22 protein-coding genes and 3 tRNA genes are annotated in these 22729 nt (G+C 70.4%); all 25 read right to left on the bottom strand.

Annotation, left to right across the window (positions count from 1 at the left end; translation table 11 throughout):
- Positions 1 to 34: 34 nt before the first annotated feature.
- The gene (gene rpsG, locus VKK44_RS01560; protein WP_077938296.1) at positions 35 to 505 is read right to left on the bottom strand and encodes a 30S ribosomal protein S7; all 471 of its coding nucleotides are present in this window, start codon (positions 503 to 505) and stop codon (positions 35 to 37) included.
- Position 506: 1 nt separating this feature from the next.
- Positions 507 to 881 carry a 30S ribosomal protein S12 gene (gene rpsL, locus VKK44_RS01555; protein ID WP_007465318.1) on the bottom strand — a complete coding sequence of 125 codons (375 nt, stop codon included), beginning with the start codon at positions 879 to 881 and terminating at the stop codon, positions 507 to 509.
- 487 nt (positions 882 to 1368) lie between these two features.
- Positions 1369 to 1740 (bottom strand): hypothetical protein, encoded by a 372-nt coding sequence (locus VKK44_RS01550; protein ID WP_343447624.1) that lies wholly within the window; start codon positions 1738 to 1740, stop codon positions 1369 to 1371.
- 561 nt (positions 1741 to 2301) lie between these two features.
- Positions 2302 to 2670 carry a hypothetical protein gene (locus tag VKK44_RS01545; protein WP_343445056.1) on the bottom strand — a complete coding sequence of 123 codons (369 nt, stop codon included), beginning with the start codon at positions 2668 to 2670 and terminating at the stop codon, positions 2302 to 2304.
- A 105-nt stretch (positions 2671 to 2775) separates the two neighbouring features.
- On the bottom strand, positions 2776 to 6663 hold the full coding sequence (locus tag VKK44_RS01540) for a DNA-directed RNA polymerase subunit beta' (RefSeq protein ID WP_343445054.1): 3888 nt from the start codon (positions 6661 to 6663) through the stop codon (positions 2776 to 2778).
- 79 nt (positions 6664 to 6742) lie between these two features.
- Positions 6743 to 10174: a DNA-directed RNA polymerase subunit beta gene (gene rpoB, locus VKK44_RS01535; protein WP_343445053.1), complete on the bottom strand. Its 3432-nt coding sequence runs from the start codon at positions 10172 to 10174 to the stop codon at positions 6743 to 6745.
- A 575-nt stretch (positions 10175 to 10749) separates the two neighbouring features.
- Complete coding sequence (gene rplL / locus VKK44_RS01530) at positions 10750 to 11139, bottom strand: 50S ribosomal protein L7/L12 (RefSeq protein WP_089155263.1); 390 nt, start codon at positions 11137 to 11139, stop codon at positions 10750 to 10752.
- A 53-nt stretch (positions 11140 to 11192) separates the two neighbouring features.
- Positions 11193 to 11741 (bottom strand): 50S ribosomal protein L10, encoded by a 549-nt coding sequence (rplJ, locus tag VKK44_RS01525; protein WP_343445052.1) that lies wholly within the window; start codon positions 11739 to 11741, stop codon positions 11193 to 11195.
- Positions 11742 to 12057: 316 nt separating this feature from the next.
- Positions 12058 to 12750, bottom strand: a complete 693-nt coding sequence (locus VKK44_RS01520) for a hypothetical protein (RefSeq protein WP_343445051.1) — start codon at positions 12748 to 12750, stop codon at positions 12058 to 12060.
- Complete coding sequence (locus VKK44_RS01515; protein WP_343445050.1) at positions 12747 to 13730, bottom strand: ABC transporter ATP-binding protein; 984 nt, start codon at positions 13728 to 13730, stop codon at positions 12747 to 12749. The genes VKK44_RS01520 and VKK44_RS01515 overlap by 4 nt, the downstream gene beginning before the upstream one ends.
- Before the next feature lie 79 nt (positions 13731 to 13809).
- The gene (rplA, locus tag VKK44_RS01510) at positions 13810 to 14526 is read right to left on the bottom strand and encodes a 50S ribosomal protein L1 (protein ID WP_343445049.1); all 717 of its coding nucleotides are present in this window, start codon (positions 14524 to 14526) and stop codon (positions 13810 to 13812) included.
- Between the two features lie 86 nt (positions 14527 to 14612).
- The gene (gene rplK, locus VKK44_RS01505) at positions 14613 to 15044 is read right to left on the bottom strand and encodes a 50S ribosomal protein L11 (RefSeq protein WP_107157429.1); all 432 of its coding nucleotides are present in this window, start codon (positions 15042 to 15044) and stop codon (positions 14613 to 14615) included.
- Positions 15045 to 15231: 187 nt separating this feature from the next.
- The gene (nusG, locus tag VKK44_RS01500; protein ID WP_343445047.1) at positions 15232 to 15954 is read right to left on the bottom strand and encodes a transcription termination/antitermination protein NusG; all 723 of its coding nucleotides are present in this window, start codon (positions 15952 to 15954) and stop codon (positions 15232 to 15234) included.
- Between the two features lie 35 nt (positions 15955 to 15989).
- Positions 15990 to 16394 carry a preprotein translocase subunit SecE gene (gene secE, locus VKK44_RS01495; protein WP_091065734.1) on the bottom strand — a complete coding sequence of 135 codons (405 nt, stop codon included), beginning with the start codon at positions 16392 to 16394 and terminating at the stop codon, positions 15990 to 15992.
- A gap of 214 nt (positions 16395 to 16608) precedes the next feature.
- Positions 16609 to 16681: transfer RNA gene (locus VKK44_RS01490), tRNA-Trp, on the bottom strand.
- A 127-nt stretch (positions 16682 to 16808) separates the two neighbouring features.
- Positions 16809 to 17201: a MaoC family dehydratase gene (locus VKK44_RS01485; protein WP_343445046.1), complete on the bottom strand. Its 393-nt coding sequence runs from the start codon at positions 17199 to 17201 to the stop codon at positions 16809 to 16811.
- A gap of 2 nt (positions 17202 to 17203) precedes the next feature.
- Positions 17204 to 17650, bottom strand: a complete 447-nt coding sequence (locus VKK44_RS01480; RefSeq protein WP_343445044.1) for a MaoC family dehydratase N-terminal domain-containing protein — start codon at positions 17648 to 17650, stop codon at positions 17204 to 17206.
- 122 nt (positions 17651 to 17772) lie between these two features.
- The gene (rpmG, locus tag VKK44_RS01475; protein ID WP_013288652.1) at positions 17773 to 17940 is read right to left on the bottom strand and encodes a 50S ribosomal protein L33; all 168 of its coding nucleotides are present in this window, start codon (positions 17938 to 17940) and stop codon (positions 17773 to 17775) included.
- A gap of 132 nt (positions 17941 to 18072) precedes the next feature.
- Positions 18073 to 18145: transfer RNA gene (locus tag VKK44_RS01470), tRNA-Met, on the bottom strand.
- A gap of 26 nt (positions 18146 to 18171) precedes the next feature.
- Positions 18172 to 18244: transfer RNA gene (locus tag VKK44_RS01465), tRNA-Thr, on the bottom strand.
- A 95-nt stretch (positions 18245 to 18339) separates the two neighbouring features.
- Positions 18340 to 20868, bottom strand: a complete 2529-nt coding sequence (locus VKK44_RS01460; RefSeq protein WP_343445043.1) for a putative bifunctional diguanylate cyclase/phosphodiesterase — start codon at positions 20866 to 20868, stop codon at positions 18340 to 18342.
- A 591-nt stretch (positions 20869 to 21459) separates the two neighbouring features.
- Positions 21460 to 21696: a hypothetical protein gene (locus VKK44_RS01455; RefSeq protein ID WP_343445042.1), complete on the bottom strand. Its 237-nt coding sequence runs from the start codon at positions 21694 to 21696 to the stop codon at positions 21460 to 21462.
- A 44-nt stretch (positions 21697 to 21740) separates the two neighbouring features.
- Entirely contained in the window at positions 21741 to 21914 is a 174-nt protein-coding gene (locus VKK44_RS01450; protein WP_343445040.1) for a hypothetical protein, read from the bottom strand.
- Between the two features lie 233 nt (positions 21915 to 22147).
- Positions 22148 to 22492, bottom strand: a complete 345-nt coding sequence (locus VKK44_RS01445) for a hypothetical protein (RefSeq protein WP_458351648.1) — start codon at positions 22490 to 22492, stop codon at positions 22148 to 22150.
- 5 nt (positions 22493 to 22497) lie between these two features.
- The gene (locus tag VKK44_RS01440; protein ID WP_343445037.1) at positions 22498 to 22632 is read right to left on the bottom strand and encodes a hypothetical protein; all 135 of its coding nucleotides are present in this window, start codon (positions 22630 to 22632) and stop codon (positions 22498 to 22500) included.
- Positions 22633 to 22729 lie beyond the last annotated feature (97 nt).

The following is a 22729-nucleotide window of genomic DNA, read 5'->3' as shown; positions in this document are numbered from 1 at the left end:
TTCCGGCGCCTGGTGGGCGCCGGAACCTCAGGTGTTACCAGCGGTAGTGCGCGAAGGCCTTGTTGGACTCCGCCATCTTGTGCGTGTCCTCACGCCGCTTGACGGCGGCGCCGAGGCCGTTGCTCGCGTCCAGCAGCTCGTTCATCAGCCGCTCGATCATGGTCTTCTCGCGCCGGGCCCGGGAGTAGGTCACCAGCCAGCGCAGACCCAGCGTGGTCGCGCGGGCCGGCCGCACCTCGACCGGAACCTGGTAGGTGGCGCCACCGACACGACGGCTGCGCACCTCGAGGGTCGGCTTCACGTTGTCCATCGCACGCTTGAGCGTGACGACGGGGTCGGTGCCGGACTTCTCGCGGCAGCCCTCCAGGGCGGCGTACACGATGCGCTCGGCGAGCTGACGCTTGCCGCGCAGCAGGATCTTGTTCACCAGCTGGGTGACCAGGGGCGAGTTGTACACCGGGTCAGCGACCAGCGGCTTCCGCGGAGCGGGTCCCTTACGCGGCATGTCAGCTCTTCTCCTTCTTCGCGCCGTAGCGGCTGCGAGCCTGCTTGCGGTTGCGGACACCCTGGGTGTCCAGCGAGCCGCGAACGATCTTGTACCGCACGCCGGGGAGGTCCTTCACACGGCCGCCACGCACGAGCACGATCGAGTGCTCCTGGAGGTTGTGGCCGACGCCCGGGATGTAGGCGGTCACCTCGATCTGGCTGCTGAGCTTGACACGAGCGACCTTGCGCAGCGCCGAGTTCGGCTTCTTCGGGGTGGTGGTGTACACGCGGGTGCACACACCGCGCCGCTGGGGAGAACCCTTGAGCGCAGGGGTCTTGGTCTTGGTCGTCTTGGCCTGTCGGCCCTTTCGGACCAGCTGCTGAATGGTGGGCACCGGGTTTCTCCGCTCCCTTCGGCCGCTGCGAGGCGACCGCGCCGTCTGCTCTAGCCGGCCTGATGGACGGCTCTCCTACATTCCAGCCGGGGCCACCTGACGCGACCCCAGCACCCGCGGTCGGGCGTGTCGCCCGAGTCACGGTTCCGGTGTCGGCCGCTGACGCGTCGTACCGGATTTTGGTCTTGGTGGTGCGACCACACGATCACCGACTGAGCGGCTCCAGCGCACGCACGCATTGCCCGGGCGAGCCCGGGCGCAAGGGGAAAGAGTACCTACCACAGCCGCGCCGGTCAAAACGGATCGACTCGGGAGGACTGCGCCGCAGCCCCACCGGTCGGCTTCCGGGTCACCGGTACGCCCCCGACAGGCACCTACGGTCACAAGTGTACCGGCTCGTCCGGCGTACGGCCCGGCGGCCCCGACACCGGATGAGCGCCCGAGACCCGGACATCCTCGCCTCAACCGGTCAGCGACCGGCCAGCCGTCACGTGATCTGCACCACCAGGGCGATCCCGAGCCCGAGCACGCTCAACAGGAGCCCCACCGCGCCACAGCTCAGCCCCGCCACGGCCAGGCCGCCACCGGTGAACCGGACCGCCGGCGGCGGCGCCGGCCGCCGGATCTGCCGACGGGCGAGCAGCCAGGCCACTATCGCCCCGACCCCGGCCAACGCGCCGAGCACCGTGAAGGCGCCCGCCGCCCACGCGCCGCCGTAGTCCGGGCCGGCGATGCCGAAGCAGAGGACCAGCAGCGACACCAGGATCGAGGCGACGCCGGTGACCAGCGAGCCGATCGCCAGCCCGGAGGTGACCGGCGGCACGTCCAGGTGCACCACCCCGAACGGGGTGCCCGGCACCGCGTCGACCCGCTTCGGCGGCCGGGGCGCCTCGCGCGGGGGCGGCGGGAGCGCCGGTGCCCCCCACCCGCCGCCGTGGCCGGGCCCGTTCCCCGGGTACGCGCCCGGAGCGCCGTACCCGTGCTGCCCCGACCGGTACGCCGGACCGTGCCCGAACGGTCCGGGATGCGCCGACCCCGGCCCGGGCTGCCCCGCATGGTGGGGCGGCGCGGACGCCGGGCCGTGCCCGCCCGACGGATACGGTCCCGCCGGCGGCCAGGGACCGGGCGGCGCGGAGTGCGGCGCGGCCGGGTGCGGTGGCGCGGCCGGGGCCGGGGCCGACGGCGGGGTGGAGTGCGGCGGAAGGTGGGACGGCGCGGCCCACGGACTGACCGGGTCGGGGCCCGGCGACGCGGCGGCGTCCGGCGCGGGACCGGGGCGGATCGGGTCGCCTCCCGGCGCGGCCGGTTCCGTCACGGGGTCCTCCTGTCACCTGGCTCACCCGCCACGCGGCGGACACCGGCCAGGCTACCGCCGCGGGTCACGAGCGGGTGGGCGGGCGCGGGCCGCTCCCCCGCCGGGTCAGTCGAAGTTCGGGGCGAAGTCGTGCCCGAACGAGGTGTCGGCGTGCCGGACCACCCCGATCACCACCGCGGCCACCACCACCACGGCGGTCAGCACCAGGCCGATCCGGGCCAGCCGCTCACCGCGCCGCAGCCAGTCGGCGCCGGTCAGGTAACCCCCCGACGCGTACGCCTCCCGGCGGGCCTGCCGGGCCAGGGTGAGCGCGATGGTCGACGGCACCACCCCGCCGACGAAGAAGCCGGTCAGCGCGCCGATCAGCCCGAGAGCGAAGACGGCGCGGGCCTTCGTGGAGCGGACCGGCTCCGGGTCGTGCGGGTGGCGGTACGCCTGCGGCGCGAGGGGCACCTGCGCGGGCACGGTCGTCATGCCCTCCATCATGCCTCCGGGGACGCCGCGACCGGGACCGGTCGGCCCCCGGACGCGACGACGGCCCCCGGCGGGGTACGCCGGGGGCCGTCGTCGTGCGTGCGATTAGCGGTACGACCCGAAGTCGAAGTCGTCCAGCGGCACCGCCTGGCCGCTGGCCGGCCCGAAGCCGTAGTCGGTCTCCGGGTAGCCGGTCATCGAGTAGACCTTGGCCTTCGCCTCCTCGGTCGGCTCGACCCGGACGTTGCGGTACTTGCTGATGCCGGTACCGGCCGGGATGAGCTTACCGATGATCACGTTCTCCTTGAGGCCGATCAGCGAGTCGCTGCGGGCGTGGATCGCCGCGTCCGTCAGCACCCGGGTGGTCTCCTGGAAGGAGGCCGCCGACAGCCAGGAATCCGTGGCCAGCGAGGCCTTGGTGATACCCATCAGCACCGGACGACCGGCGGCGGGCTCGCCACCCTCGCCGACGAGCCGGCGGTTCTCCGACTCGAACAGCGCCCGGTCGACCAGCACGCCCGGCAGGAACTCGGTCGAGCCGGAGTCGATGACCGTCACCCGCTTGAGCATCTGGCGGATGATGATCTCGATGTGCTTGTCGTGGATGAGCACACCCTGCGAGCGGTAGACCTCCTGGACCTCCTGGGTCAGGTGGACCTGGACCGCGCGCGGGCCGAGGATGCGCAGCAGCTCGTGCGGGTCGATGGTGCCCTCGGTGAGCTTCTCGCCGACCTCGACGTGGTCGCCGTCGTGCGCCCGGAGCCGGACCCGCTTCGAGATCTTGTCGTAGACGATCTCGTCGCTGCCGTCGTCCGGGATGACCACGATCTTGCGGGACCGCTCGCCGTCCTCGATCCGGATGCGGCCCGGGGTGTCGGCGATGGGCGCCTTGCCCTTCGGCACCCGGGCCTCGAAGATCTCCTGGACACGGGGCAGACCCTGGGTGATGTCCTCACCCGCGACACCACCGGTGTGGAAGGTACGCATCGTCAGCTGCGTACCCGGCTCACCGATCGACTGGGCGGCGATGATGCCGACCGCCTCGCCGACGTCCACGGTCTTGCCGGTCGGCAGCGAGCGGCCGTAGCACGCACCGCAGACGCCCAGCTTCGACTCGCAGGTGAGCACGCTGCGCACCCGCACCGTCTCCACCCCGGCGGCGACGATCGCGTCGACGCCGATGGAGTTGATGTCCTGGCCGCGGTGGGCCACCACGGTGCCGTCCGGCCCCTTGATGTCGTCGGCCAGCGTCCGGGCGTGCACGCTGGTCTCGGCGTGCTCGTGCACGACCAGCTTGCCGTCGGCCCGCTCGCCGATCTGCATCGGGATGGCCCGGTCGGTGCCGCAGTCCTCCTCGCGGATGATGACGTCCTGCGAGACGTCCACCAGACGCCGGGTCAGGTAACCCGAGTCGGCGGTACGCAGGGCGGTGTCCGCGAGGCCCTTACGGGCACCGTGCGTGGAGATGAAGTACTCCAGCACGGACAGACCCTCCCGGTACGAGGCCTTGATCGGCCGCGGGATGATCTCACCCTTGGGGTTGGCCACCAGACCACGGATCGCCGCGATCTGCCGGAGCTGGAGCAGGTTACCGCGGGCACCCGAGTTGATCATCTTCCACAGCGGGTTCTCCTGCGGCAGCGCGGTGTCCATCTCCTTGGCGACCTCGTTGGTCGCCTTGGTCCAGATCTCGATCAGCTCGCCGCGGCGCTCCTCGGCGGTCATCAGACCACGCTGGTACTGCTTGTCGATCCGGTCGGCTTCCTTCTCGTACCGCTCCAGGATCTCCCGCTTGCGCGGCGGAGCGATGACGTCCTCCATGCCGATGGTGACGCCGGACCAGGTGGCCCAGTGGAAACCGGCCTCCTTGAGCCCGTCCAGGGTGGCCGCCAGGGCCACCTTCGGGAAGCGCTCGGCGAGGTCGTTGACGATCGCGGAGAGCTGGCCCTTGCGGATCTCGTAGTTCACGAAGCGGTAGCCCGGGGGCAGCGTCTCGTTGAACAGGACCCGGCCCAGCGTGGTCTCCACCGTCACCGGCTGACCCTCGACCCAGCCCTCGGGCGCGGTCCACGGCTCGGCGCCGGCGCCGTTGTCGACCCCGACCACGTCGTGCAGCCGGATCTTGACCGGGGTCTGCAGGTGCAGCTCGCCGTTGTCGTACGCCATCCGCGCCTCGGCGTCCGAGCTGAACGCCCGGCCCTCGCCCGTGCCACCCGGAGTGAGGTGGGTGAGGTGGTAGAGGCCGATCACCATGTCCTGGGTGGGCATGGTGACGGGCTTGCCGTCGGCCGGCTTGAGGATGTTGTTCGACGACAGCATCAGGATCCGCGCCTCGGCCTGGGCCTCGGCGGACAGCGGCACGTGGACCGCCATCTGGTCACCGTCGAAGTCGGCGTTGAACGCGGTGCAGACCAGCGGGTGGATCTGGATGGCCTTGCCCTCGACCAGCTGCGGCTCGAAGGCCTGGATGCCCAGGCGGTGCAGGGTCGGTGCGCGGTTCAGCAGCACCGGGTGCTCGCCGATGACCTCTTCCAGCACGTCCCACACGACCGGCCGCTGCCGCTCGACCATCCGCTTGGCGGACTTGATGTTCTGCGCGTGGTTGAGGTCGACCAGCCGCTTCATCACGAACGGCTTGAACAGCTCCAGCGCCATCTGCTTGGGCAGGCCGCACTGGTGCAGCTTGAGCTTCGGGCCGACCACGATGACCGAACGGCCGGAGTAGTCGACGCGCTTGCCCAGCAGGTTCTGGCGGAACCGGCCCTGCTTGCCCTTGAGCATGTCGGAGAGCGACTTCAGCGGCCGGTTACCCGGGCCGGTCACCGGACGACCACGACGGCCGTTGTCGAACAGCGCGTCGACGGCCTCCTGGAGCATCCGCTTCTCGTTGTTGACGATGATCTCGGGCGCGCCGAGGTCGATCAGTCGCTTGAGGCGGTTGTTCCGGTTGATCACCCGGCGGTAGAGGTCGTTCAGGTCGGAGGTCGCGAAGCGGCCACCGTCGAGCTGCACCATCGGGCGCAGGTCCGGCGGGATGACCGGGACGCAGTCCAGCACCATGCCCAGCGGGGAGTTGCGGGTGTTCTGGAACGCCGCGACGACCTTCAGCCGCTTGAGCGCCCGGATCTTCCGCTGGCCCTTGCCGGAGCGGATCGTCTCGCGGAGGTTCTCGGCCTCGGCGGTGAGGTCCATGTTCTGGACCAGCGCCTTGATGGCCTCGGCGCCCATGCTGCCGGTGAAGTACTCACCGAAGCGGTCGCGCAGCTCGCGGTAGAGCAGCTCGTCGGTGACGAGCTGCTTCGGCTCCAGCTTGCGGAAGGTGTCGAGGACCTCGTCGAGGCGGTCGATCTCGCGCTGGGCCCGGTCGCGGATCTGGCGCATCTCGCGCTCTCCGCCCTCCTTGACCTTGCGCCGGACGTCCGCCTTCGCGCCCTCGGCCTCCAGCTCGGCCAGGTCGGCCTCCAGCTTGGCGGCCCGCTTCTCGATCTCCGAGTCGCGGCTGTTCTCCGACTGCCGCTTCTCGGCCAGGATCTCGTTCTCGATGGTCGAGAGGTCACGGTGACGCGACTCGGCGTCCACGCTCGTCACGACGTACGAGGCGAAGTAGATGATCTTTTCGAGGTCCTTCGGGGCGAGGTCCAGCAGGTAGCCCAGCCGGCTCGGCACGCCCTTGAAGTACCAGATGTGGGTCACCGGAGCGGCCAGCTCGATGTGACCCATCCGCTCCCGGCGAACCTTGGAGCGGGTCACCTCGACGCCGCAGCGCTCACAGATGATGCCCTTGAAGCGGACCCGCTTGTACTTACCGCAGTAGCACTCCCAGTCCCGCTGCGGACCGAAGATCTTCTCGCAGAAGAGCCCGTCCTTCTCCGGCTTGAGGGTGCGGTAGTTGATGGTCTCGGGCTTCTTGACCTCGCCGTGGGACCACTGACGGATGTCGTCGGCGGTGGCGAGACCAATGCGCAGCTCGTCGAAGAAGTTGACGTCGAGCACTGTGTCCCCTATGTCGTCGTCTGTACTGCTAGCTAACGGGCGGGATCGGGGGCCGGCGAGCCGGCCCCCGAATCACGCCTCAGACCTCTTCGACCGAGCTCGGCTCGCGCCGGGACAGGTCGATGCCCAGCTCCTCCGCGGCCCGGAACACCTCGTCGTCGGTCTCGCGCATCTCCAGGGCCACACCGTCGCTGGACAGCACCTCGACGTTGAGGCACAGCGACTGCAGCTCCTTGAGCAGCACCTTGAACGACTCCGGGATGCCCGGCTCGGGGATGTTCTCGCCCTTGACGATCGCCTCGTAGACCTTGACCCGGCCGAGGACGTCGTCGGACTTGATGGTCAGCAGCTCCTGCAGGGCGTAGGCAGCGCCGTACGCCTGCATGGCCCAGCACTCCATCTCACCGAAACGCTGGCCACCGAACTGCGCCTTACCACCCAGCGGCTGCTGCGTGATCATCGAGTACGGGCCGGTCGACCGGGCGTGGATCTTGTCGTCGACCAGGTGGTTGAGCTTCAGGATGTAGACGTAGCCGACCGCGATCGGGTCGGGCAACGGCTCGCCGGAACGACCGTCGAACAGGTGCGCCTTGCCGGTGCGCCCGATCATCTGGTTGCCGTCCCGGTTGGGCAGGGTCGACGCCAGCAGGCCGGAGATCTCCTCCTCGCGGGCACCGTCGAAGACCGGGGTGGCCACGTTGGTGTCCGGCTCGGACTCGTGCGCGTTGATCGACTTGAGCTGGCGCTTCCACTCCTCGTCGTCGCCCTCCACACTCCAGCCGGTCTTGGCCACCCACCCGAGGTGGGTTTCCAGAACCTGGCCGATGTTCATCCGGGAGGGCACACCGAGCGGGTTCAGCACGATGTCGACCGGGGTGCCGTCCTCCAGGAACGGCATGTCCTCGACCGGCAGGATCTTGGAGATGACGCCCTTGTTGCCGTGGCGGCCCGCGAGCTTGTCACCGTCCTGGATCTTGCGCTTCTGGGCCACGTAGACCCGGACCAGCTCGTTCACGCCCGGGGGCAGCTCGTCGCCGTCCTCGCGGGAGAAGGTACGCACGCCGATGACCGTGCCGGTCTCGCCGTGCGGCACCTTCAGCGAGGTGTCCCGGACCTCACGCGCCTTCTCCCCGAAGATCGCGCGGAGCAGCCGCTCCTCCGGGGTCAGCTCGGTCTCGCCCTTCGGCGTGACCTTGCCGACCAGGATGTCGCCGGGGACGACCTCGGCGCCGATCCGGATGATGCCGCGCTCGTCGAGGTCGGCGAGCATCTCCTCGCTGACGTTCGGGATGTCGCGGGTGATCTCCTCCGGGCCGAGCTTGGTGTCCCGGGCGTCGACCTCGTGCTCCTCGATGTGGATCGAGGTGAGGACGTCCTGCTGCACGAGGCGCTGCGACAGGATGATCGCGTCCTCGTAGTTGTGGCCCTCCCAGCACATGAACGCCACGAGCAGGTTGCGCCCGAGCGCCATCTCGCCCTCGTCGGTGCACGGACCGTCGGCGATGACCTGGCCGGCCTCGACGCGGTCGCCCTCGAAGACGACCGGCTTCTGGTTGACGCAGGAGCCGGCGTTGGAGCGGCGGAACTTGTGCAGCAGGTACGTCCGGCGGTGGCCGTCGTCCTGGTGGACGGTGATGTAGTCCGCGCACAGGTCCTCGACCACACCGCCGACCTCGGCGACGACCACGTCGCCGGCGTCCACGGCCGCGCGGTACTCCATGCCGGTGCCGACCAGCGGGGCCTCGGCCTTGACCAGCGGCACCGCCTGACGCTGCATGTTCGCGCCCATGAGCGCGCGGTTGGCGTCGTCGTGCTCCAGGAACGGGATCATCGCGGTGGCGACCGAGGTCATCTGCCGCGGCGAGACGTCCATGTAGTCGACGGCGCTGGGGACCACGTCCTCGGTCTCGCCACCCTTACGGCGGCACAGCACCCGGTCCTCGGCGAACGTGCCGTCCGCCCGCAGCGGGGCGTTGGCCTGCGCCTTGACGAACCGGTCCTCCTCGTCCGCGGTCAGGTAGTCGATCTGGTCGGTGACCCGACCGTCGATGACCTTCCGGTACGGCGTCTCGATGAAGCCGAACGGGTTGACCCGGGCGAACGTGGACAGCGCGCCGATCAGGCCGATGTTCGGGCCTTCCGGCGTCTCGATCGGGCACATCCGGCCGTAGTGGGACGGGTGCACGTCCCGGACCTCGAAGCCGGCCCGCTCACGGGACAGACCACCCGGGCCGAGCGCGCTCAGCCGGCGCCGGTGGGTCAGACCCGCCAGCGGGTTGGTCTGGTCCATGAACTGGGACAGCTGCGACGTGCCGAAGAACTCCTTGATCGCCGCCACCACCGGGCGGATGTTGATCAGGGTCTGCGGCGTGATCGCCTCGACGTCCTGGGTGGTCATCCGCTCGCGGACGACCCGCTCCATCCGGGAGAGACCCACCCGGACCTGGTTCTGGATCAGCTCGCCCACGGTACGCAGGCGACGGTTGCCGAAGTGGTCGATGTCGTCGGCCTCGTAGCCGTCCTCACCGGCGTGCAGCCGGCAGAGGTACTCCACGGTGGCGACGATGTCGTCCTCGGTCAGCGTGCCGGTGTTCATCGGCACGTCGACTTCGAGCTTCTTGTTGAACTTGTAGCGCCCGACCTTGGCGACGTCGTACCGCTTCGGGTTGAAGAAGAGGTTGTCGAGCAGGGTCTGGGCGTTCTCACGGGTCGGCGGCTCGCCAGGGCGGAGCTTCCGGTAGATGTCGAGCAGCGCCTCGTCCTGGCCGGCGATGTGGTCCTTCTCGAGCGTGGTCATCATGAGCTCGGACCAGCCGAACTTCTCGCGGATGCGCTCCGCGGACCACCCGATGGCCTTGAGCAGGACGGTGACGGCCTGCCGACGCTTGCGGTCGATGCGTACGCCGACCGTGTCGCGCTTGTCGATGTCGAACTCCAGCCAGGCACCCCGGCTCGGGATGACCTTGACGCTGGAGAGGTCGCGGTCGGAGGTCTTGTCCGGCTGCTTGTCGAAGTAGACGCCCGGCGAGCGGACGAGCTGGCTGACCACGACGCGCTCGGTGCCGTTGATGATGAAGGTGCCCTTCGGCGTCATCATCGGGAAGTCACCCATGAACACCGTCTGGCTCTTGATCTCGCCGGTGGTGTTGTTGGTGAACTCCGCGGTCACGAACAGTGGCGCGCAGTAGGTCAGGTCCTTCTCCTTGCACTCCTCGATCGAGGCCTTGACCTCGTCGAAGCGCGGAGCGGAGAAGGAGAGCGACATGGTGCCGGAGAAGTCCTCAATGGGACTGATCTCGTCGAGGATCTCCGCGAGACCCGAGCGTGCGTGCGGGTCGTCCGCCGACCGGCCCTGCCAAGCCTCGTTGCCGACGAGCCAGTCGAAGGACTCGTTCTGAATGGCGAGGAGGTTGGGGACCTCGAGGTGTTCGGTGATCCGGCCGAATGAAACTCGGCGGGGTGCGAAAGCGCTCGACGTACGACTGGTCTTCGCAGGGCGGGAAGCTGCCAAGATGCGTCCTTCCGAGGACCGGTGCTGCAGAACGGCTGGTACGCGTGCACTCCAATGACCCCACCAGAAATATCCGCAATCGGACATTTCCGAGCAGGGGTCAAGTCGGAAGGCAGCGCAAACTAGCAGTGTAGCCGAGAGGCTAACCGCTGTCCAGCCCACCCCGCAGGTCGTCGCGGAACAAGCCCTGGGACCCCGGAAAAACCGGGTTCACCGGGCCGCTCGGAACGCGACGCTCCTGCCGGTCCGCTCGGGAGCCGCGGCGGTGGTGCTGCCGTTGGCCTTACCCGAGTGGCGGCCGTTGCAAGCGCGGAAGGTCTTGCTGATGCCAGCGTGCCTGCCGGCAGGTGCCGCGTCAAGGGCCGGTTACCGCTCAGAGTGTCTTTCCCACCGACGGGCTACCGGCTCCGCCCTGCTGAAAGGCCGGTACGAGGAACCTGTACGCCCTGCTCACGGCGCTTCCAGCGGGTGACACCACGACAGCGGGCGGTGACCCGGTTTCCCGGATCACCGCCCGCTGCGACACGGTGTGCCCCGGCTCACGTGAGCCGGACGCGCGTCAGGTCAGCACAAGGTCACTTGAGGGTGACCTTGGCGCCCTCACCCTCGAGCTTGGCCTTGGCCTTCTCGGCGGTCTCCTTGTTGGCCTTCTCCAGGACGGCCTTCGGAGCGGCCTCGACCAGGTCCTTGGCCTCCTTGAGGCCCAGGCCGGTCAGCTCACGCACGACCTTGATGACCTGGATCTTCTTGCCACCGTCGGCGTCGAGGATGACGTCGAACTCGTCCTTCTCCTCCTCGGCCGGGGCGGCGGCAGCGCCACCGGCACCGCCGGCCGCGGCAACCGCGACCGGAGCGGCGGCGGTGACCTCGAAGGTCTCCTCGAACTGCTTCACGAACTCGGAGAGCTCGATCAGCGTCATCTCCTTGAACGCGTCGAGCAGCTCGTCGGTGCTGAGCTTCGCCATGTCTGGCGTCCTTTCTGCAAGTGGAAACTAAGAATGTGGTGCGCCGTGCGGCCTCAGGCCGCCTCGGCGCCCTCCTGCTCGCGCTTCTTGTCCGCCAGGGCGGCCGCCGCGCGGGCGGCCTTGGAGAGCGGAGCCTGGAACAGGGCCGCGGCCTTGCTCAGGTTGCCCTTCATGGCGCCGGCCAGCTTGGCCAGCAGCACCTCACGGGACTCCAGGTCGGCGAGCTTCGTGACCTCGGCCGCGGAAATGGCCCTGCCCTCGAAGACACCGCCCTTGATGACGAGCTTCGGGTTGGCCTTCGCGAAGTCGCGAAGCCCCTTCGCCGCCTCGACGACGTCGCCCGAAACGAAAGTCAGCGCGGTAGGACCGGTGAACAGCTCGTCGAGGCCGGAGATGCCCGCATCGGACGCGGCACGCTTGGCCAGCGTGTTCTTCGCGACCGTGTAGCTGGTCTCCTTGCCGAGCGTGCGCCGCAGCTGGGTGAGCTGCGAGACCGTGAGCCCGCGGTACTCGGTGAGCACGGTGGCTCCCGAGGTGCGGAAGCTCTCGGTCAGCTCGGCGACGGCCGTGGCCTTGTCGGCCCGGATCGGCTTGTCCGCCATGTCCCTCCTCTCTCGTTACTCGGAGCTGGCACGCCGGCGATCGGGATCGCGACGGCGGCGGAGGCACCACGACAACGAAAAAGCCCCGGCGCGGGGCGCACGGGGCGAGGGCCGGGATCATGGAGCACAGTCGGCGGACCGTGCCTGACACACCGAGTTTCGCTTGCCGCCCTGCGCGGGTCGCCCGTCGTCGCGGGACCTTCGACCGTGCCGGGGCACGGTGACCAGCGGTCTTTGGGTGGAACTACCGCTTCAGGTTACGCGACGTGCGTCGGAGCGCCAAATCGCCGCCGGGTGGGCCCGGTCACCCCGCCGGTCAGGCCCGGGTGCGCCGCCCCCAGGCGTAGCCGGCCAGCGCCACCGCCACCCACAGCGCCGCCCAGCCGGTGAGCAGCAGCCCGGTGCCGGGCGAGATCGGCGCGCTGACCGCCCGCGCGGTCGCCATCACCGGTGGGACCAGCCACGGCACCACCGAGTCGGACAACCCGCACACCACCACCCCGACCACGCCGACCGCCAGCACGGCCACCCCGTAACCGGCGGTGCGGGTGATCGCCCGGCTGGCCAGCGCGCCGATGGCCACCGCCGCCGGCAGCGCGAGCAGGTGCGCCCAGATGCCGAGCGCCACCCCGACGAGAGCCGGCCGACCCGCCGGCCCGCCCACCGGCGACACCGCGCCCAGCGGCCACGGCATCGCCAGCGCGACCACCACCACGGCGAGCCCGGCCACGAGCGCCGCGAGCAGGCCCGCCGCCCGTTCCCGGGCCGGCCCGACCACCACCCGGGCCAACCGGCGCTGCACGTCGGGCTCGACGTTCAGCAGGATCTTGGTCTGCCAGGCCAGCACCGGGAAGATCACCACCGCGGAGACGCCGTAGACCTCCGCCGGTCGGGCCCCGCCACCGCCGCCGTAGAGGATGCCCAGGACGAGCAGGCCGGCGAGCACCGGCGCGAGCGCCCGTCCGGTACGCACGAAGCCGGCCAGCCGCAGCCGGACCAGGGCGATCACCGGGTCACCTCCGACGTCCCCGCACCGGCGGCGCGCTCGATGCCTGGCAGGTCGGGTCCCGGCGACCCGGCGACAGCCTCGACCACCGACGGGCCGGGGCCGGCGCGGTCCGGTGCCGACGAGCCGGCGACGACCTCGACGCCCGACGGGCCGGGGCCGGCATGGTCCGGTGCCGACGAGCCGGCGACGACCTCGACGCCCGACGGGCCGGGCAGAGCCGGTGCCGGTGACTCGGCGGTGGGCGGGACGGCAGGTTCGCGTACCCGAAGGATCTGGTGGCCGTCGGCGCGCAGGCGGGCGACGGCGGCGGCAAGCCCCGCGGCCGGCACCGCCAGCTCGACCACCGCGACGGCCGAGCCCCCGGGCGACGCCGCCTCGGTCAGCGTGCCCTCGGTGACCGACCACCGCCGGGCGCCGGGCAGCCGGACCGTCTCGCCCCGGTGGTCGCTGACCAGCACCGCGCCGCCGCCGGCCAGCACCTCGCCGATCATCTCGGGGACCAGCTCGCGGGCCGCCGCGTCGAGGCCCTCCCAGGGCTCGTCGAGCACCAGCAGGCCGGGCGGGCGCAGCAGCGCCTGCGCCAGGCCGACCTTCTGCGCGGTGCCCTTGGAGAGCTGCGGCAGGCGCACGTCGGAGAAGCGGGTCAGGCCCAGCCGCTCCACCCAGTGCCGCACCGCCCGGTCGGCGGCGGCACCGGGCAGGCCGGCGACGCGGCCCATGGCGGCCAGATAATCCCCGACGGTGAACGGCTGGTCGGCGGGGAAGCGCTCCGGCACCCAGCCGACGGTCGCCGGCCGGTCGACCACCCGGCCTCGGCTCGGCCGCAGCACCCCGGCGGCGAGCTGGAGCAGCGTGGACTTGCCGGCGCCGTTGCGGCCGAGCACGACCGCGACCTCGCCCGGACCGATTGTCGCGTCGACCTGTCGCAGCACCCACGGGCCGTGCCGGTGGTAGCGGAGCCAGACGCCGTCGAGCCGCATGCGCCGAGCCTGCCACAACGGACAGACGGACGGGGCCCCGCCACCTGGTGGTGGCGGGGCCCCGTCGGGAAGAACGTGCTCAGCCCTCGGCCGAGCCCTCCTGCAGGTTCTTGACCACCTTCGGGTCGACCGGGACACCCGGGCCCATGGTGGTGGCCAGCGTGACCTTCTTGAGGTACGTGCCCTTGGCCGCGGACGGCTTGGCGCGGAGCACCTCGTCCAGCACCGCGGCGTAGTTGTCGATCAGCTGGCTCTCCGAGAAGGAGGCCTTGCCGATGATCAGGTGCAGGTTGGAGTGCTTGTCCACCCGGAAGGTGATCTTGCCGCCCTTGATGTCCGCGACGGCCTTGGTGACGTCCATGGTCACGGTGCCGGTCTTCGGGTTCGGCATCAGACCGCGCGGGCCCAGGATCCGCGCGATCCGGCCGATCTTGGCCATCTGGTCCGGCGTGGCGATCGCCGCGTCGAAGTCCAGCCAACCACCCTGGATGCGGGCGACCAGCTCGTCGGTGCCCACCTCGTCCGCACCCGCGGCGGCGGCCTCCTCGGCCTTCGCGCCGGCGGCGAAGACGATCACGCGGGCGGTCTTACCGGTGCCGTGCGGCAGGTTGACCGTGCCGCGGACCATCTGGTCCGCCTTGCGGGGGTCGACGCCGAGGCGCATCGCGACCTCGACCGTGGCGTCGAACTTGACGTTGGTGTTCTCCTTGGCCAGCTTGACGGCCTCGGCGGGGGCGTAGAGCTTCGACCGGTCGATGACCTCGGCGGCCTTGCGGTAGCTCTTGCTGCGCTGCATTTCTGGTGACTCCTGTGGTCTCTGGCGGGCGCGCGGGACTCGCGGCCCTCCCACGAACGGATCGGGTGGAGCGGGGTGCGACGAGATCAGTCGGCGACGGTCAGGCCCATCGACCGGGCGGTGCCGGCGATGATCTTCTCGGCCTGCTCGATGTCGTTGGCGTTGAGGTCCGCCATCTTCTTCTCCGCGATCTCGCGCAGCTGGGCGCGGGTCACCGAGCCGACCTTCTCCTTGTGCGGGACGCCCGAGCCCTTCTGCACGCCGGCGGCCTTGATCAGCAGCCGGGCGGCGGGCGGGGTCTTCAGCACGAAGGTGAAGGTGCGGTCCTCGTAGACGCTGATCTCGGCGGGGACGACGTCGCCACGCTGGGACTCGGTCTGCGCGTTGTAGGACTTGCAGAACTCCATGATGTTCACGCCGTGCTGGCCGAGCGCGGGGCCGACCGGCGGCGCCGGGGTGGCCTGGCCCGCCGGCAGCTGAAGCGTGAACGTCTTGACGAGCTTCTTCTTCGGAGGCATGTCTCTTCCTGGGGCTTGAAACTGGGATTCTCCGCCGCCCGCGGGCGCGCACGGTCAGCGCGGTGCGGACGGCCGACGTTCAAGGGTAGCGCAAACCTCTACCGGGTTTTCCGCCGAGGTCGGCGGGCCGGTGGAACGGCGCACCGGCGGCCGGCCCGGAAAGGCCGACCGCCGGTGCGGACGTCCGTCAGATCTTGGCGACCTGGTTGAAGTTCAGCTCGACCGGGGTCTCCCGACCGAAGATCGACACCAGCACCTTGAGCTTCTGCTGGTCGGCGTTGATCTCGCTGATCGTCGCCGGCAGCGACGCGAACGCGCCGTCGGTGACGGTGACCGAGTCGCCGACCTCGAAGTCGAGGACCTTGATCTCGGGCTTGGCCTTCTTCTGCTCGGTCTCGACCGCCGGGGCGAGCCACTTGAGCACCTCGTCGAGGCTCAGCGGCGCCGGCCGGTCGGCCCGGTCGGTGGCCCCGACGAAGCCGGTGACCCCCGGGGTGTTCCGGACGCAGGAGTAGGACTCGGCGGTCAGCTCCATCCGGACCAGGATGTAGCCCGGGAAGACCTTCGCCTGGACCTGCGACCGCTTGCCGTTCTTGACCTCGACCTCTTCCCGGGTCGGCACCTCGACCTGGTAGATGTAGTCCTCCATGTCGAGGGACGTGATCCGGGTCTCGAGGTTGGTCTTGACCTTGTTCTCGTAGCCGGCGTACGAGTGCACCACGTACCAGTCGCCGGGCGCGTAGCGCAGCTTCTGGCGCAGCTCGGCGACCGGGTCGAAGTCTTCCTCCGGCGCCGGCTCGGTGGTCGGGAACTCCGGCTCGCTGGCGGCCTCGACCGACTCGTTGTTGGCCGCCGTCGCCACCGCGGACTGCTCGTCCGGGGTCTCGGCGGTCTCGTCGTACTCAGGCACGCTTGCTCACTTCCGTCAGTATTACCGTGCGCAGGTCAGCTGGGGTTGCCGAAGACCCACAGCACCGCCTTGGCGAAGCCGTAGTCCAGGCCGGCCACGATCGCCAGCATCACCGCCACGAAGGTGACCACCACGGCCGTGTAGGTCAACAGCTCCTTGCGGGTCGGCCAGATGACCTTACGCAGTTCGGCCACGACCTCGCGGAAGAACCGCGCGATGCGGGCGAACAGCCCGATCCGCTCGGTGTCCTTGCGGGTCTTCCGGCCCTCGGCGGGCTCGGCGTGGGCCCGCTTGCGGGTCGCGGTGCCGCCCCGGGAGACCGGCTCGTCCGCGTCGGCGGCGTCGTCGGCCACGTCGTCGTCGGCTACGCCGTCGACGGTCGCGTCGTCGTTCAGACGCTCGTCGCCGTCGTCCTCGCCGCGCCGCTTCTTCTCGGCCACTTCGCCCTCCGTGCGGGTATGGGGTCGCACGCCGGGCGGCGTGCGCGGCGTGTTGGTCACGCCGGCCGGACCAACCGTCCCGCGACGGGCCGCGGCCGGCGGACCGGACGGGAGGGCCCCGAACGCCTCGGAACCACCCCACCGGTGCCACCACCACGGGCCGGACGCCGCCAACGAGGCGGCGCGACCCACGGGAACGGTCAGGCCTGAGGCGCAGGGGTGACAGGACTTGAACCTGCAGCCTGCGGTTTTGGAGACCGCTGCTCTGCCAATTGAGCTACACCCCTGTGCGGCAACTCACCTCCACCCGGACACGTTGTGCCGAGCGGGGGTCACTTGCCCCACGGCGGACCAGTGTACGGGTAGTCGTGCGACTTTCCCAACCGGTCCACCCCCAGCGCGTCGGACCGGTTCTCAGCCCGTCGTCCGGATCAGTGCCCGGGCCTGCGACAGCACCTTCTCGCCCCGACAGGTGGCGGTGATGTCGAGCCTGGTCAGGCCCGCCTCGGTGACCTCCTTGACCACGGCGGCGACCTCGATCTCGGTGCCCTCGTCGGTGTCCGGCACGACCACCGGCCGGGTGAAGCGGACGCCGAAGTCGACCACCGCGTCCGGCGCGCCGGCCCAGCCGGCGACCGCGCGACCGACCAGGGCCATGGTGAACATGCCGTGGGCGATGACCCCGGGCAGACCCACGCCGGTGGCGGTCCGGTCGCTCCAGTGGATCGGGTTGAAGTCCCCCGAGGCGCCGGCGTAGCGGACCAGGTCCGCCCGGGTCACCCGGAACGTCTGGACGGGCAGTTCCATGCTCACGCCTCCCCGCGTACGACGATCTTGGACCAGACCGCGACCACCGGCTCACCGGCCACGGTGCTCACGTCCGTGCGGGTGGTCAGGAAACCGTGCCCGCCCCGGTTGGTCACGTCCTCGATGACGCTGACGCAGACCAGCTCGTCGCCGGCCGCCACCGGCCGGGTGTACGCGAAGCGCTGGTCGCCGTGGACCACCCGGCTGTAGTCGACGCCCAACGCCGGGTCATCGACGATCTGTTGGTTGGCCGCCATAGTGATGATCACCGGGAAGGTCGGCGGCGCGACCACGTCGGGGTGGCCGAGCGCCCGGGCCGCCTCCGGGTCGTGGTGCGCCGGGTCGGTCGCGCCGACGGCGGTGGCGAACTCGCGGATCTTTTCTCGGCCCACCAGGTAGGGGGCGGTCGGCGGATAGGTCCGGCCGACGAAGGACGCGTCCAGGGACATGCCGCGAACCTACACGGAAACACGAACGCCGATCCGCGCGGTCGGGCGGCCTGCTCAGGCCGTCGACCCGTGCGGATCGGCGTACGGGATGCTGCTGCGGGGCCGGCGGTGCCGGCCCGGCGTCAGCGGGTCTCGCGGTGGACGGTGTGCTTGCCGTCCCGGGGGCAGAACTTCTTCAGCTCGATGCGGTCCGGGTCGTTACGGCGGTTCTTGCGCGTGATGTAGTTGCGCTCCTTGCACTCCACACACGCCAAAGTGATCTTCGGCCGGACATCGGTCGCCTTCGCCACGGCGGAGTGCCTTCCTCGCTCACGGATATCAACTACAGCGTGTCAGCCTACGCACTGACCACGCGGACATGCAAAGTGGGCGCCCTGTGGCGCCCATCCCACCGACCACCGGGCTGACCCGGAGGACGAGAGTAGCGGTGGCCGGACTTGAACCGGCGACACAGCGATTATGAGCCGCTTGCTCTACCATCTGAGCTACACCGCCGTGGCGGGTCCAGCCGGACCCTTTTGAGCCCCCTTACGGAATCGAACCGTAGACCTTCTCCTTACCATGGAGACGCTCTGCCGACTGAGCTAAGGGGGCCTGCTCGATCACCCTTCGGGTGTCGCGCAGAGGAAACAGTACACGACCGCGTCGCGGAGGTGAAATCGGATCCCCCCGACAGGTGCCACGCCTGCTCAGGGCACCACACGCAGGCGCGGCAGCTCCCCCGCGACGACCGTCTCGGGGTCGACCTGGGCGCCGAACCACGCCTCCAGGCGCTCGTACGGCAGCGGCCGGCTGAACAGGAAGCCCTGGCCGATCTCGCAGCCGATGTCCTGGAGCAGCTCCAGCGTCAGCTCGCTCTCCACCCCCTCGGCCACCACGGTCAGGCCGAACTGCTGGGAGAGCGTCACCACCGCGTTGACGATGGCCAGGTCACCCGGATCGGTCGCCATGCCCTGCACGAACGACCGGTCCACCTTCACCTCGTGCACCGGCAGCCGGCGCAGTTGGGCCAGCGACGAGTTGCCGGTGCCGAAGTCGTCCACCGAGAGCCGGACCCCGAGGTCGCGCAGGCAGCGCAGGATCGGCACGGGCCGCTCGGTGCCGTCCAGCACGCCCGCCTCGGTGATCTCCAACGTGAGCCGCTGCGGCGGTACGCCGTACTCCGTCAGCAGTTCCCGCACCAGCCCCGGGAAGTGTGGGTCGTTCACCGTCCGGGCGGCCAGGTTGACCGAGACGCAGAGCGGCTGCTCGCCGTGACTCCAGTCGCGGCTGCGCCGCAGGCTCTCCCGCAGCACGAACTCGGTGAGCCGGCCGAGCTGGCCGGTGTGCTCGGCCACCGCCACGAAGTCGTCCGGCGAGACGGTGCCGTGCGCCGGGTGCTCCCAGCGCGCCAGGCACTCCACGCCCACCAGGCGGCGGTCCCGCAGCGTGACCTTGGGCTGGAAGTAGACCTCCAGTTCGCCGTCCGCCAACGCCCGCTTCAGGTCGCCGGCGAGACCGAGTCGGCGCAGCGACCGCGACTCCAGCGCCGGGCTGTAGAGCTGCACGCTGCCCGGGACCGACTTCGCCGCGTTGGCCGCCAGGTCGACGCGCTGGAGCAGCGCCACCGCGTCCCCACCGTGGTCGGGGTGGACGGCAACGCCGACGGCGGTGTCCACGTCCAGGGTGAGCGCGTCGAAGACCATCTCGTCCCGGATCTGCTCCCGGAGCTGGGTCGCCAACTCCAGCGCGGCGTCGACGCCCTCCAGCCGGAGCGTCACCAGGAACTCGTCCCCGCCGGCGCGACCCACGAGCGCCGAGGAGGGCGCGCAGGCCCGCAGCCGCTCGGCCACCTCGACCAGCACCTTGTCGCCGGCCGCGTGGCCCAACGACTCGTTGACCTGGCGCAGCCGGTCGACGTCGAAGAGCAGCAGCGCCACCACCTCGCCGGGGGCACGGATCTTGACCGCCTCCCCCACCGCCGCGATGAGTCGCCGCCGGTTCGGCAGCCGGGTCAGCGTGTCGTGCTCGGCGTCGTGCCGCAGCCGGTCCACCAGGCGGGAGTTCTCCAGCGCGACCGCGGCGTGCGCGGCGACGGTTTCCAACAGCGGCACGTCGGTGCGGCTGAACGAGTTGCTGGCACCGAGCCGGTTGGCCACCTCCAGCGTGCCGACGACCGCCTGCCCGGAGCGCAGCGGCACCACGATGACGTCCTTGACCCGCTGCTCGGTGAGCGCGGTCCGCAGTTTGCCGTCGGCGCCGGCGCCGCGGGTCAGCACCAGCGTCTGCCCCTCGCGGCGGACCTGCTCGCGCAGGGCGGCGGGCGTGGGCGCCACGTCCAGCAGCCCCGGGTCGGCGATCCGGGAGGTCAGCAGCACCTCCGGGTGCCGGCGCTGGGCCGGCAGCCAGAGCGTCGCGTACTCCGCCTGGAGCATCGCCCGGACGCGGCCCAGCAGGGCGTCGGCGAGCGTGCCGTCCTGGCCGCTGCCGCTGACGGCGCGGCTCAACTCGTACATGTCGGAGAGCGTGCGGTGCTGCCGGAAGAACTGCGCGTACGCGCGGTAGATCAGTGTCAGCGCGGTGATCAGCGCGGACAGCAGGACCAGCGACCACCAGTTGGAGGTGATCAGGATCAGGACGATCAGACCGGCGACGATCTGGATACCGGCGGAGAGCAGCGCGGAGGGCGCCCTGCGGAACGCGTCGCGGCCGGTCTGCCAGCCCTGGAGCAGCGTGTAGACGCCGGCCACCGACGTGATGCTGACCAGGTTGACCATGATGGCGGCGGTGAACAACGTCAGCCAGGTGCGCGGGCCCACGCCCTCGACCGGGGGCAGCACCTGCAACACCAGCACGGCGAGCGAGGAGCCGGCCGCCGCGCGGGCGACGTTGAACCAGAACTTCGCCGCACCCATCCGGTGCCACAGATGGGTGAGGATCGCGGCCCCGGTATAGATCGCGACCACCGTCAGCGGACGCGTCAGATAGAACGCGAGCACCAACGGGATCTCGGTGATCGTCACACCGAGCGACTGTCGTCGTACGGTGAAGTTGAGCACCGGGAGCCCGGCGGCGACCATGGCCACCAGCAGCACCGCCGCCAGCGGCCAGCCGCCGAACGGATGGTCACTGAGCAGACCGGTCACCGTCGCACAGACGACGGCGAAAAGGACGAGTGGCCCGGTGATCAGCCAAGCGTGATCATTGGACCGCGAGCCCTTGACGGGCTGTGCGGACATGCCGCCCCTTCCGTCGATCGACTTTCGCCTGGCTCGGAGGGGACGGTGAACGTCAGCGAGTCGCAGGCATGTTCCAGATGACGTCCGCGGTCTGCATGTCGCCGAGCTCCGGCCCTGCGCCGACCAGGACGCCACTCATGACGGCGGCAAAAACCAGCATTGAGCCAAGCAGCCGGCCCAGTCTTCGACCAGACATGTTCGCTCTCCTGTCGGGGATGGGACACCGGGGATGGTGGAGGTTCCACGATCGTGCCACAGGGCCCGCACGCAGGAAAGCCGTGGGAACAGGCCCGATCCGACCGTCGAAAAGGTTTCGCCGATCGGCCCGGTGCCAGAGGGACGCGTAGCCAGATCAGCGGGCTCACGGGCCCCGCGGCCGTCCGTCCATTGCGTATTCCGACCTTCAACGCGAACTGATCTAGGCGGCCCCGAAAGCGATCGGGCCGCTGCGCCCGGCCGTGCTCCCCATCCCGTGGCTCGGACGACCCTGGGCATAGACCACCATACCTATAACTCGCCCGAGCACCAGAGGGCGATACGGGTCAATCGCTGGTGAATCACCGACACATCCCCTCACCTGCCGGTTGCGCCTCAGTCGTCCGGCGGCATCGGCCACACGTCCCGGGCGTCGTTGAACGCGGGCCCCGGCGGCGGCTCGACCGTGAGCGCCCGCAGTTGGCCCGGCAACGCCCGAAGCCGGGCCGGCAGCGCCGCCACGCCGCGTCGCGTCGACCGCCACAGCCACCGCGCGAGGCAGACGACGGCGACGACCGCGGCGAGGGCCAGCACGTGGATCAGCACCCAGCCGAGCAGGCCGACATAGAGCATGACCGCACGGTACGACCTTTTTCTTGTACGCGGCGCGGCGGCGCTCAGACCAGGCGTTGGATGCGGACCGTCGGGCGCTCGTTCCGCAGGTGGCCCTGCTTGTGCTGGCGCACCTGCTCGTTCCAGACCTCCTGGTCGTAGTCCGGGTCCGGCGGGATCCACCGGTGGGAGCCGTCGCTGTAGTGGAACTTCTCGTCGCCGGTCCGAAGGATGCTCACCGCGCCCAACCCAGGAACCGGCGGCGCAGACGATCGGCGGGCACGTCGACCAACTGGGCCGCCGGCGTGCGGCGAGTGGTCATCGCGGCTCCTCCCGACCCGGCCCGTGGGTGTGGTCGACCGGATGAGGTGGCGGCCCCGGACGTGATGCCCTGACCTCGGCGAGCATCCGCTCCCGGTGCGCGGCGACAGGAGCCTCATCGAGGTTCATCCGGGAGCGGGTGTCCCGCCAACTACGCACCATCAGTCCGTCCCTGTCCTGTCCATTGCCGCGCCGAGCGGGGAGAGGGGCGGCTGGCCGGCACCCGCGCTCTATTGCTCCGGCGCCCGCCGTCCGGAGCCGGCCTCATCCCCAGCATTCGTTGTGAAGAAGCGGAGCCTGCGCTCAAGCCGCACCGCTTGACGAAGATCGACCGACGCGCCACGGCGTCGCCCTGCTCGTCGAGCTGGTAGCCGTCCAGCCACGTCCAGCCGTCGTAGGTGCTCCAGTCGAGGACGCGGATCAGCCGGAAGTGGAACGGCCTCGCGAACTGCACGCCGGCCGCCCTGCCGACGAGGAGCAGCACGCCGGGCTTCAGCTCCGTCACTGCCCACAGGCCTTGCGCCAGGCGCGGATGCGGGCGCGGGCGACGACCACCCGGGGACACCATCCGTACGGCCGGCAACGCGGGCAGGTGTACGCCACGTGGTAGTCGATGACGGCCCAGGACACCGCCACGATGAGGGGCGTGTCCGGTCTCCGCTCCGGCCTCACGGCTCGTCACCGTGACGACGCTTCCCGCCATCTTCTGTTCGCGCCTGAGCGGCCCGGGTCG

This window comes from Micromonospora sp. DSM 45708, from assembly GCF_039566955.1.
Taxonomy (GTDB): Bacteria; Actinomycetota; Actinomycetes; order Mycobacteriales; family Micromonosporaceae; genus Micromonospora.
This window is presented reverse-complemented; position numbering and strand designations above follow the sequence as displayed.

Excerpts from the sequence above, each read along its gene's own strand:
- VKK44_RS01480 (WP_343445044.1), bottom strand. The coding sequence starts at position 17,650 with ATGTCCCTGGACGCGTCCTTCGTCGGCCGGACCTATCCGCCGACCGCC.
- VKK44_RS01545 (WP_343445056.1), bottom strand. The coding sequence starts at position 2,670 with ATGACGACCGTGCCCGCGCAGGTGCCCCTCGCGCCGCAGGCGTACCGC.
- VKK44_RS01515 (WP_343445050.1), bottom strand. The coding sequence starts at position 13,730 with ATGCGGCTCGACGGCGTCTGGCTCCGCTACCACCGGCACGGCCCGTGG.
- VKK44_RS01455 (WP_343445042.1), bottom strand. The coding sequence starts at position 21,696 with ATGCTCTATGTCGGCCTGCTCGGCTGGGTGCTGATCCACGTGCTGGCC.
- rplL (WP_089155263.1), bottom strand. The coding sequence starts at position 11,139 with ATGGCGAAGCTCAGCACCGACGAGCTGCTCGACGCGTTCAAGGAGATG.
- rplJ (WP_343445052.1), bottom strand. The coding sequence starts at position 11,741 with ATGGCGGACAAGCCGATCCGGGCCGACAAGGCCACGGCCGTCGCCGAG.
- rpsG (WP_077938296.1), bottom strand. The coding sequence starts at position 505 with ATGCCGCGTAAGGGACCCGCTCCGCGGAAGCCGCTGGTCGCTGACCCG.
- rplK (WP_107157429.1), bottom strand. The coding sequence starts at position 15,044 with ATGCCTCCGAAGAAGAAGCTCGTCAAGACGTTCACGCTTCAGCTGCCG.
- rplA (WP_343445049.1), bottom strand. The coding sequence starts at position 14,526 with ATGCAGCGCAGCAAGAGCTACCGCAAGGCCGCCGAGGTCATCGACCGG.
- VKK44_RS01485 (WP_343445046.1), bottom strand. The coding sequence starts at position 17,201 with ATGGAACTGCCCGTCCAGACGTTCCGGGTGACCCGGGCGGACCTGGTC.
- VKK44_RS01460 (WP_343445043.1), bottom strand. The coding sequence starts at position 20,868 with ATGTCCGCACAGCCCGTCAAGGGCTCGCGGTCCAATGATCACGCTTGG.